At 67.2% G+C, this 11,532-nt stretch carries 7 protein-coding genes; all 7 read left to right on the forward strand.

All coding sequences use genetic code 11. From position 1 onward, the window contains the following. Positions 1–962: 962 nt before the first annotated feature. The 7 genes from QC283_RS16475 (at position 963) to QC283_RS16505 (ending at position 11,497) form a co-directional block, all read left to right on the forward strand. A complete protein-coding gene (locus QC283_RS16475) occupies positions 963–2,513 on the forward strand; it encodes an ABC transporter substrate-binding protein (RefSeq protein ID WP_279562257.1) in 1,551 nt (516 codons plus the stop codon). Between the two features lie 55 nt (positions 2,514–2,568). Further along, positions 2,569–3,510, forward strand: a complete 942-nt coding sequence (locus QC283_RS16480) for an ABC transporter permease (protein WP_279562258.1) — start codon at positions 2,569–2,571, stop codon at positions 3,508–3,510. After that, positions 3,507–5,300 carry a dipeptide/oligopeptide/nickel ABC transporter permease/ATP-binding protein gene (locus QC283_RS16485; protein WP_279562259.1) on the forward strand — a complete coding sequence of 598 codons (1,794 nt, stop codon included), beginning with the start codon at positions 3,507–3,509 and terminating at the stop codon, positions 5,298–5,300. The genes QC283_RS16480 and QC283_RS16485 overlap by 4 nt, the downstream gene beginning before the upstream one ends. Further along, a complete protein-coding gene (locus tag QC283_RS16490) occupies positions 5,281–6,135 on the forward strand; it encodes an ATP-binding cassette domain-containing protein (protein ID WP_279562260.1) in 855 nt (284 codons plus the stop codon). The genes QC283_RS16485 and QC283_RS16490 overlap by 20 nt, the downstream gene beginning before the upstream one ends. A gap of 536 nt (positions 6,136–6,671) precedes the next feature. Continuing rightward, complete coding sequence (locus QC283_RS16495) at positions 6,672–7,658, forward strand: hypothetical protein (protein ID WP_279562261.1); 987 nt, start codon at positions 6,672–6,674, stop codon at positions 7,656–7,658. A 134-nt stretch (positions 7,659–7,792) separates the two neighbouring features. After that, a complete protein-coding gene (locus QC283_RS16500) occupies positions 7,793–8,761 on the forward strand; it encodes an alpha/beta hydrolase (RefSeq protein ID WP_279562262.1) in 969 nt (322 codons plus the stop codon). A gap of 1,038 nt (positions 8,762–9,799) precedes the next feature. Then, positions 9,800–11,497: an NB-ARC domain-containing protein gene (locus tag QC283_RS16505; protein WP_279562263.1), complete on the forward strand. Its 1,698-nt coding sequence runs from the start codon at positions 9,800–9,802 to the stop codon at positions 11,495–11,497. Positions 11,498–11,532: the final 35 nt, after the last annotated feature.

The following is an 11,532-nucleotide window of genomic DNA, read 5'->3' on the forward strand; positions in this document are numbered from 1 at the left end:
CGAGCGAGGGCTCGCCACCGTCACCGGTCCGACTGTGGAGCACCGCCTCGATCCCCTCACAGCGGACGTTGCCCGCCCCCGCTTCGGCCGACGTGCCGACCCCACGGTCCGCGGCCGACGCCGAAGCACGTACCGGGTACCGGCTCTTCTTCGATCGGCTCGTAGTCGTCGTCGAAGTAGCCGGTCAAGGCGACTACGAGCCGCTCCGGCCCCACGTGATCCTTGCGTTTCACGAGTTGCGCCGCGTGAACAACCCTGCGGGTCAATACACCTGGGTGCCGCCACCAGCCCCATCCGCGAGCGCCTGGAACGCCGGCAAGGGCAACCCGGCAGTTGCTCGGTCTGCCCGTGGGACCAGCGCGGCCCCGCGACGACTGAGCGCCGGCAGGCGCGAGACGTCGTCGGACTGTCGCGCTCGCGCTCCCCGCGTCGGCGGGCCGAAGGTGCGCAGACGGCCTGCGGTCAGGCCGTCGTCCTTCATATGCGCCTTGGTGTCAACGAGCGTGACAGGCCACGTCGGTCACCCGATTCAACGCCCTCGACGGTGCGAGCGCAGGCCCTGCGAGCGCCGGGCATTCGATGTTCTCGCTGAGTACGCCGTTGGTGTCCATGACGATGGAGTCGATCTGTGCGATTTCCCCGCCGACACCCGAATGGCCGTGCACCGGGACGCCACGCACCTTGCCGTCGAGGACCAGGCGGGGAGATGCGGCATTGCGTCAACTACCTGAAAGAGAACCCCTCCTAGACCTCGCCAAGGCGTATCCGTCGGGCCCCATTCGCGCGCCGCGTCGGCCGCCGGAGATGAGGCGGCGTGTACCACATAGATCACGGCACCGTTACCTACCCGGGTCTTGTTCACGCCTCGGGCCGGCCCTACCGTACTAACCCGCGTTACTAATGCGGGTCAATGACTCTCTGTACATCTCTCATGTCGTTTCCGACTCGCCCAAGGGAGTTACATGTCCATCTCGTTCACGCCACGGCGGCTGCGGTTCCTCACCGCGGCCGCGACCGTGGCGGTGCTGCTCACGACCGCAGCCTGTAGTGATGACGGGGCGCAGTCCGACAAGTCCTCGAAGACGGCCAAGCTCTCCATCGCCATTCAGGGCACCCCGCCCTCTCTGGAGCCGAACCGGATCGACGCCGGGCAGTCCGCGTATATCTGGCGGTCGCTGTACGACACCCTGCTCTACGTCGACAACCGGGGGAAGGTCCAGCCGAACGCGGCCGAGCGCTACGAGTACTCCGAGGACCGGCTCACCCTCACTCTCACCCTCCGCAAGGGAATGACCTTCTCGTCCGGAGCGCCTGTCAACGCGGGTGCGGTGAAGGCTACTCTGGAGCGCACCCTCGAGGAGCCGGGCCCCAACCAGGCTGACCTCAACAACGTGGTGGCCTCGGTGGAGGCGCCTGAAGAACTCAGCGTCGTCATCAAGCTCAAGCAGCCCGACGGCTCCCTCCTGTGGCAGCTCGCCGCCATCGGCGGGGTGATCGCGGATCCCGCCACGATGACCCAGAAACGGTCGGCTACCGATCCGGTCGGTTCCGGCCCGTACACCCTGGACAAGAGCGCGACGGTGAACGGCTCGCGCTACATCCTGAAGAAGCGCGACGACTACTGGAACGCCAAGGCGTACCCGTTCCAGACCGTGCAGGTGAACGTCATGGGCGACCGGGCCGCGGTCGTCAACGCGCTGCGCGCGAAAGAGATCAACGCCGGCACCGTCGACCCGTCCCAGATCGACGTACTGCGGTCGGCGGGACTGACGATCAAGCAGCTCAAGTCGCAGTCCGTGGCCAACCTGGTCCTCGCCGACCGCGAGGGCAAGACCCTCAAGCCGCTCGGCGACGTCCGCGTGCGACAGGCGATCAACATGGCCTTCGATCGCAACAACCTGGCGAAGGCCTTCCTCAGGGGGGCGGGCCTCGCCTCCACGCAGGTCTACAACCCCAAGAGTGGGGCATACGACACGGCGCTGGACAGCCGTTACCCCTTCGACGTGGCCAAGGCCAAGAAGCTTATGGCTGAGGCAGGTTACGCCAACGGCTTCTCCGTGAAGATGCCCAGCTTCGTCACCACCAAGCCGTTCGAACCGTTGATCGCGCAGAGCCTCGGGGCGATCGGCATCAAGGTGGCCTGGGAATCCGTGCCGCTCCAGCAACAGGGCAGCACGCTGGCCTCGGCCAAGTACCCGATGTTCTTCGTCCTCTACGGATTCAGTACGCCCGCCGCGGATACCAACATCTATACGAGGCCGGGCACCACGACCAACCCGTTCAAGTCCTCCGCCCCCGAGCTCACCACCTTGTTCAACGAGGCGAATAGGGCCACTGACCAGGCGAAGGCCGACGAGAGCTATCAGAAGATCAACGAATTCCTCGTGGAGAACGCCTGGTTCGCGCCCGTGGTGCACATCGGGACCACCTGGGTCACCGGCGAGGGGGTCTCGTATCTCAGCGACGGCACCTCGACCTCGGTCGACATCAGGAAATTCGGCGTAACCAGTTGAGCAGCCTCCGGGCGTTCTCGGGGGCGCCCGGAGCTGTAAGAACCAAAGGACACGCATGTTCTTCTACGCAGCGCGCCGCTTGCTCTCCGGACTGGTACTCGCGCTCCTGGTCACACTCATCACCTACCTGCTACTGGCTCCGTCCTTCGACGGCATCGTGAGCAGCCGGCTCGGCATGGGCGCCACTCCGGAATCGATCCGGACGGCGAAGGCCGAGTTGGGGATGGACCGACCGTTGCTGGTCCAGTATCTCGAATGGCTGTCCCACGCCGTGCGTGGAGACCTGGGCAGCTCCTTCTTCTCCGGCGAGACTGTCGGCCACACCGTCAGTCAGCGCCTCTCGGTGACGATGTCGATCGTGGTCGTCACCCTGCTGCTGTCGGTCGTCCTCAGCGTCACGCTCGGGGTCCTGGCCGCCTGGCGCGGCGGGCGCGTCGACCGGATCGTCCAGGTCGTGTCCCTCACCGGGCATCTGATCCCCAACCTCCTCTTCGCCATCGCCCTCGTCTACGTCCTCGCCATCCAACTGGAACTACTGCCGGCCACCGGCTTCACGCCCCTGTCGGAAGACCCCGTCGCCTGGATGAAGTCCATCGTCATTCCGACGCTGGCTCTGCTGATCGCCAGCGTCGCGGGGCTGACCGCGCAGGTCCGCGGCACCATGATCGACGAGCTGCGCAAGGATTACGTGAGAACTCTGCGTACCCGCGGCATACCGATGCGTTCGATCGTCCTGCGGCACGCTCTTCGCAACGCGGGCGGGCCCGCACTGACGGTGCTGTCGTTCGAGTTCATCGCGATGCTCGGGGGCGCATTGATCATCGAGCAGGTGTTCGCCATTCCTGGTTTCGGCAGCTACGCCTTCGAGGCGTCACTGCAGGGTGATGTGCCGATCATCATGGGCATCACTCTGTTCGCTGTCCTTCTGGTCGTGGTGGTCAACCTCGCTGTCGACCTCCTCAACGGATGGCTCAACCCGAAGGCGAGGGTCTTGTGAGCACCGAACTCCCCACCGCACCCCCGGCGCAGGCCCGCAGGGGGACCTTGCGAAAACTGCTTCGCGATCCCCAGGCCGTGGCGTCGGCCGGTGTGATGCTGGTGATCGTCGCACTCGGCCTGTTCGCCCCGCTGCTCACCGAGCGGGGCCCCAACGAGGCGTCGCTCCACCACATCGACGCGGCCCCCGGCACACCCGGCTACCTGCTCGGCGGCGACCACAGCGGTCGGGACATCTGGGCCCTGTTGCTGGGCTCCATCAACACCAGTGTCGTGTCGGCCCTGATCGGCGCGAGCGTCGCGCTGGTCATCGGCGTGACGGCGGGCCTGATCGGCGGTTACTACGACCGCCTCAAAGGCATCACCGAATGGGTGTTCAGCCTGGTGATGACCTTCCCGGGACTGCTGCTCCTCATCGTGCTCATGCCGATGACCAAGGGGGACTTCCGGGTGACGATGCTGATATTCGGCGTTCTCCTGTCGCCGGGGGTCTACCGACTCGTGCGCAATCTCGTCCTCGGGGTGAAGAAGGAGCTGTTCGTCGATGCGGCCCGGGTCTCGGGGCTGTCGGATTCACGCATTCTGCGCCGGCACATTCTGTTCGCCGTCCGGGGCCCGGTCATCATCATCACGGCGTTCCTGTGCGGCTCGTCCATCGGCATCCAGGCGGGCCTGGCCTTCCTGGGCGTCGGACCGGCCACGGTTCCGAGCTTCGGGTCGATGGTGTCGGAGGCTTTCCACAACCTCTACGTCGAACCCCTGCAGATCCTCTGGCCGAGTCTCGCGCTCGGCGCCATGACGATATGCCTCGTCCTGTTCGGCAACGCCCTGCGCGACACCCTGGAGGGCGCGACCCCCGCCTCCGCCAAAACCCTGTCCACGGCGGCCCCGGTGCCCCGGCAGAGCGTTGAGGCGACGACCGGCAACGGTACGGAGCTCCTGGTCATCGAGGACCTCACCATCGCCTATCCGACACCGTCGGGTGAGCTGAAGGAAGTCGTCAGCGGGATGGACCTCCGTCTGAACCCGGGCGAGACTCTCGGGCTGGTGGGCGAGTCCGGCTCCGGAAAGACGCAGACGGCCTTCGCGGTGCTCGGAGTACTTCCGCGGGACGCCGTGGTCGTTCGCGGTTCCATCCGCCTGGACGGACGTGAACTGCTCGACGCCGGCGAAGGGGCCATGCACCGGCTCCGTGGCAAGGCCATCGGCTATGTGCCGCAGGAACCCATGTCCAACCTGGACCCGTCGTTCACGATCGGAGCGCAGTTGGACGAGGGCCTGCGGGCAACGAGTAGCGTCTCGCGCGAGGAGGCACGGGAACGGACGCTGGCTCTGCTGAAGCGGGTCGGCATCCCCGACCCGCAGCGCACCTACGACTCGTACCCGCATCAGATCTCCGGCGGCATGGCTCAACGGGTTCTGATCGCCGGCGCGGTGGCAGCGCGCCCGAAACTGCTGATCGCCGATGAGCCGACCACCGCGCTCGACGTCACCATCCAGGCAGAGATACTCGACCTGCTGCGTGATCTGCAGCAAGAGCTCGGCATGGCGGTCCTGCTCGTCACCCACAACTTCGGAGTCGTCGCCGACAGCTGCCGGCGCATAGCCGTCATGAAGCAGGGCGAGGTCGTCGAGACCGGCACCGCCATGGAGATCTTCCACGCTGCCGAACACCCCTACACGACAAAGCTGCTGGACGCTGTTCTCGACGGCGGTGCGGTACGCTCCGACCCGCCGGCCTCCGAGACCAGGGTCACTCCCAGGAGGAAAGATGACGGCGTCCCTGCTTGAGGTGGAGGATCTCCGCCTGTCCTACCGGGGCCGCGGTCTGCGCGTACGCCCCAAAGAGGTGCTGCATGGAGTGTCTCTGACGCTGGCCGAGGGTGAGGCGCTCGGACTGGTGGGCGAGTCCGGCTCCGGAAAGACCACGATCGGTCGAGCCATCCTCGGCCTGGCACGGCCCAGTGCCGGCCGCATCGTCTGGAACGGACAGAACATCACCTACGCCGACCGCAAGGAGCGCCGCCTACTGGCCCGTGACATCCAGGTGGTCTTCCAGGACCCCTACACCTCGCTCAATCCTTCGCTGACCATCGGTGACATCCTCACCGAGCCGCTCGTCGCCCGAGGGGCCAAGTCCGCCGACGCGCGCCGGACGGTCGGCGCGCTGCTGGACCAGGTGGGGTTGCCGTCCGATGCCTCAGAGCGGCTCCCGCGGGAGTTCAGCGGCGGCCAGCGGCAACGCGTCGCGATCGCACGCGCCCTGGCGCCGGAGCCGAAGCTCATCGTGTGCGACGAACCGGTCTCCGCCCTCGACCTCTCCACCCAGGCGCGGGTCATGGATCTGCTCATCGACATCCAGCGCCGCACCGGCGTGGCCTACCTCTTCATCAGCCACGACCTGTCCGTCGTCCGCCACATCAGCCACCGTGTGGCCGTGCTCCACCAAGGTGAACTCGTGGAGACGGGCACCGCCGACCAAGTCACCTCCAGACCCGAACATCCCTACACCCAGCGGCTCGTTCTCTCCTCCCCGGTCGCCGACCCGGTGGAACAGGAGAAGCGCCGCAATGCCCGCGCTCAGCTCCTGGCCGCGGCCGGGCAGTCCGGTTCCCCTTCCCTCTGACAGAGAGAGCCAGCCCTGGTCATCGACGCCTGGTGCCCAGGCAGACGGAGTCGGCGCAACCCACGCATGCGGTGTGCGCCGTCCTGGGTCGAGGGCCCAGCAGCACGGCGTGGGCAAGGACTGACCCGCACGGCCACGGTGCGACCGGGAGGTGGGTCAGGTGCTGGATCGCTCGATCACCAGCGCGCTGAGGCCGGCCATAGCGGCTTCGGCTCAAAGGCGCCCTGCCTCGTGAAGGTCGAAGTGTAGGGTGGGGAGCGGCGGCGCTGCCAGGCGATGGGAATGTCGTCAACTCCAATCACCGCCAGGTCGCGCGGAGCCACAGCCCTTGCTCGCGCATGCCGGCCAACACGGCGCTGGCTGTCGTTGAAAGCGCAGACCCTTGTGATGGCATGGTCGATCCACTTGGAGACCACCTGCGTGGCATCTGAAATCTCGAGGCTCGTAGTCAGCGCCGTAGGCGCGTCTGTCGCGGCGTCCTCGCAAGCTTCGCGGACCCCTTGGAGGCGTTCCAGAGCAGAGACGAGGTGCGCAAGGTGCAGGAGCTGATCGGCCGACTGACCGCGCTCGACCCCGAGGCCACGCAAACCCTCAAGGTCGTCACCTACTTCGACGCGCTGATGTCGGCAGGGCTCGGGCTCGAAGCCACCGTGCGGGCGGCAGCGTCGCTGACCGGGACGGTCGCGGGCGCGCGAGCTGGGGGAAGGTTCGCGCGGGCGGATGCGCAGGGTGTCCGGCTCACTGACGGCGAACTGCCGCCCGGCCGCCTCACCGCTGGCACGCAGGACGGAGAGGTATGGATCGAGCGGGAAGGGCCCGCGCATACGAATGACGCCATGGTGCTGGAGCGGTTCGCCCTCGCCGTCGCGTATGCCCTGCGCAAAGGCTCACAGTCCCGGGCCGCTCTGGACGTCGCCATCGACGCCTCCCGCACACGCGAGGAAAGAGAGGAAGCACTGGCGCGTCTCGGTCTGAGACCAGCCGCCCTGGTCCGCGCGGTCGTCGGTCCGGCAGCGTTCGCCGATTCGCGTGTACCGGCGACGGCGGTACCGACACCGAGCGGATGGGCGTCCGTCACCGTGCTGACCGAGGGCATCGCCGCCGATCTGGCTGCCCCTCGGGGCGTGGGGGTCCCGGCACGGGCCGACGAGATGTGGAAATCCGTCCACAGCGCCCGGCTGGCCTACCAGCTCACCGACGAAACCACCCCCATCGTCGACGCCGGTGACCTCGGTGTGCTTCTGCCCGCCGCCGACGCCTTGCTGACGACCCAGCCGGAGCACCCCGACGTCCTCGCCCTGGCCCGGCTCGACGCGCGCACCAGTCAGGTCCTGGCGGGCATCGTCGCTTCGTACAGCATCCGCTCGGCGGCCGCACTGCTGCACATGCACCACTCCAGCGTCCAGGCACGCCATGAGTGGCTCACCGCGCACCTCGGCTACGACCCGCGCTCCGCCCGGGGAAGGGCACGCTACGAGGTCGCCGCCCTCGCTCTGAAACTGGGAGCCGTGACCACCGGCTGAAGTCCCGAACGCCGCACCCGCCGAACGGCGCCCGAAGGCACCTCTTGGCGCGCACGCGGCGGTTACCGGCACCGGCAGGCGCGGTCCAGGCTTGTGCCAGAGCCACCGCGTGGTGTCCGTGGAAGGAGAACCGCATGACCGGCAACACTCCCGGCGTTCCCGCGCCCCCGTTCGACCCGGAACTGGCCGCTGCCCTTTCCCTGTCGGCCATCCCGGCGACCCTCACCGCCGAGATGCTCCCGGCGATGCGGCAAGGCAAGGCGCCCAGCGCCAAGCCGATCGAGGAGGTCCTGGCGGGCGTCGAACGCCGCGACGTCACGATCCCCGGTCACGAGGGTGGCGAGATCACCGTCAGCGTGCTGTCCCGCCCGCATCGCACCGGGCCCGGCCCCGGCATCTACGTCATCCACGGGGGCGGCATGATCACGGGTGACCGTTTCGGCGGGATCGACACGTTCCTGCCGTACGTCTTCGAGCACGACGCGGTGCTCGTGGCCGTCGAGTACCGACTCGCCCCGGAGTTCCCCGACCCCTACCCGGTCGAGGACTGCTTCGCCGGGCTGACCTGGACCTTCGACAACGCCGCCGACCTCGGCATCGACCCCCGCCGCCTGCTCATCGCCGGCGGCAGCGCAGGCGGCGGCCTCGCGGCGGGCACCACCCTTCTCGCCCGCGACCGGCGACTTCCCCCGCTCCTCGGCCAGATGCTGATGTGCCCGATGCTCGACGACCGCAACGAAACCGTCTCATCCCGGCAGATCGACGGCATCGGCGTCTGGGACCGCGGCACCAACCTCATGGGATGGACATTCCTTCTGGGCGAGCGGCGAGGCACCGACGACGTGTCCGTCTACGCCGCACCGGCCCGAGCGACCGACCTGACCGGTCTCCCGCCTGCCTACATCGACTGCGGGTCCGCCGAAGTCTTCCGCGACGAGGACGTCGCCTACGCCTCCCGCATCTGGGAAGCAGGCGGCTCCGCCGAACTCCACGTGTGGTCAGGAGGATTCCACGGTTTCGTGGGTTTCGCCCCCCACGCCGCCATTTCACAGGCCGCCTCTGCGGCCCGCGACAACTGGGTAAGCCGCCTCCTGAGCAACTGAAGGCGAGGTAATCGCCCCTCGATGACTGCGATCACGGCGGGACAGCGAGGGAGACCGCGGTGCCGTTGAGGTGGAGAGCTGTGCTGGGGCCGGCGTTCTCCGCCTCGATTTCGGTCTTCCGCAGGCTTAACGCCTGGATGTGGTTGGCGTCTGGATGCTGTGGGAGACCCGCGGTGAGCGGACGAACTGTGCGGTGTCCGCGAACGCGGCTCCGAGCCGGGCTGCAGAATCCGGGTCGGCCTCGATATCGCGGCGCGGTTTCTCCGCGAGAGCCGACACGGTCTCGGGTCCGCGCGGCGCTCCTCCAAGGCACTCAGCGCAGGCCTTCCTTCCTCGCTGCCGGCGAGCCTCCCCCGGACGGGACCCGTGACCGTCTGCGCGATCTCAGTGCCGACCGCTGCGGCGGCTCCCTCCTACAACGGTCGTCATGTGCTCTGACTGAGTCCGCGACGATATCCACGGACCGTGCCCCCCCCGTCTGCCGCGAATCCGGGACGACTGCGGCGGAAGGCTCGATGCAGCCGACGCCACGGCCTGCGAAGGGGCCACTCAGGACAAAGCCGCCCGGCTTGACGAAACGATTGTCCTCGTCGGGCCGCGCTGCATCAGAGGGAGAGGAATCGGTCAGCGGGAAGGTGCTTCGTGGTGGCGAGCTGATGAGCTGACGGACTTGCGTGTAGTTTCCAGGGGCGCCACTGTTACGGAGGTGGGGATGCAAGGCCGGGGGGTCGCGCTGGTATCGCTTGCCGTGGGGGCGGCGGCGCTTACAGTGTTGCTCGCGTTGACGGGGAATGCCGCCACTTCGGACGACAGCTGGCCGGGAGAGTTCGACCGACTTCGTCAGGATCCCTGGCCGTGGCTGGCCGGGCTGGGAATGCTGGCAGCCTTGAGGCCGCAATCGGCGTGTGGGTGCAGGAGCGGATGCCGACGGTCCATGGAGACCCGCCGCCTCCGCCACCAGACGCGGTGCCGAGTTGGTTCGTCGACCGGGCACAGACGCGGGCTGCGGTTGTGGCAGTGTGCCGCGGGCGTCGCGCGGTGGGGATCACCACGTCACTGTGGGGCGCGGGTGGCTTCGGAAAGACCACACTGGCGGTGGCAGTAGGTGCGCATCCGCGGGTGCGGCGTCGGTTCCGTTCGCGGGTCTACACCGTAACCATCGGCCGTGATGTACGCGGTCGAACAGCCATGGCCGCCAAAGTCGCGGAAGTTACTCGTTTCATCACGGGTGACGCATCAGAGTTCCCCGATCCTGACCTGGCCGGCTCCCACTTGGGGCGCCTTCTGGACCAGCGGCCCCGAACGCTCCTGATCCTTGATGATGTCTGGGATAGAGAGCAGCTCGCTCCGTTTCTACGGGGCGGCAAGCGCTGCGTACGGTTGGTGACGACCCGCAACCCGGAGCTCCTTCCTGCCGATGCTCGACGGATCCAGGTCGACCAAATGTCTTCTGAGCAGGCCGGCGCAATGCTGACATGGCAGCTACCGCCGCTGCCCGAGGACGTAACCCAAGGGCTTCTGCGAGCAACTGGCCGTTGGGCCCTGTTGCTGCGTCTCACGAACCGTCTGATCGCCGAGCAGGTGGCCTCCGGCGCCAACCCGGCAGCCACGGCTGAGCACATTCTCCTCCGATTGCGGACCCACGGTCCGGCTACCATAGACGCGCCTTCGGCTTCCTGGAACTTGGACGATCCTCGGCTGCGCAGTCAAGCAGTCACCGCATCCATAGAAGCCGCCGTAACCCTCCTGCCGTCCGACGGTGCCGACCGCTTCGCCGAACTCGGTGTCTTCGCGGAGGACGAATCCGTCCCGATCTCTGTCGTCGCCATGTTGTGGCATGCCGTCAGCGGCATGGCAGAGGAGGAAACGCGAGCGTTATGCCGTAGTCTGCAGCGCCTATCCCTGCTCACGCTCGACACCCGACACGCCGGCCAGATCAGCCTTCATGACGTCATTCGTGACTACCTGCGTGGCACGCTCGGCACGACTGGCCTCGTCCGTCTCAACAGAGTCCTCATCGACTCCGTCGCCGCTACTCTCCCAGAGGCGCGGCCTCTGGCCGGAACCGTTGCCCATACTCAGCGTGCGTGGTGGCAGCTCAACCACGATTACCTCCTCGACCACCTTGTCGATCACCTCATTGCCGCGGACCGCGCCCTGCTGGCCGAAGCCGTGGCAAGTGATGTGCGCTGGGTCGAAGCCCGACTCACGCAACGTGGTCCCAGCGCGCCCTGGAACGACTTGGCACGAATAGAAGTTCTCCCTACCCGCCGCTCATCCGGGCTCGCTCGCCGTCGCCTCTCATTGGCCCGCAGTCTGGCCCAAACCGCTCACCTTCTCACCCCCACCGACCCTCCTGGCGCCCTCATCGGTGTTCTGCATAACCGACTCGACACCCACCCTCAGTGGCGCGCCCAAATCGCTGCTAGGCGTCAGGACCCCACCGCGCGTCCCTGTCTTGCCAACCATTGGCCCCTCCCGGACCTGCCCAGCCCTGCACTGCACCGGACACTGGCCGCTCATCCGCGAGAGGTAAGTTCACTGGCTTTTGCCGCGGACAGCACATGGTTCGTCACTGTCGACAGCGGTCTTGATGGTTCAGTGCGGATCTGGAATCGGACCACTGGTACTTGTTCTCACACCCTTAGAGGCCGTTCTCTTTCCGAATGCCGTGTGCGGATTCCGCTGGTCAGGCATGAGATTGCGGCTGTGGCGGGAGTCTCGACTCGTTGCTGATCGAGTCGGTGGGGGTGGCGGATGCCGTCGATGCG

The organism is Streptomyces sp. DH41 (assembly GCF_029813785.1).
Classification (GTDB): domain Bacteria; phylum Actinomycetota; class Actinomycetes; order Streptomycetales; family Streptomycetaceae; genus Streptomyces.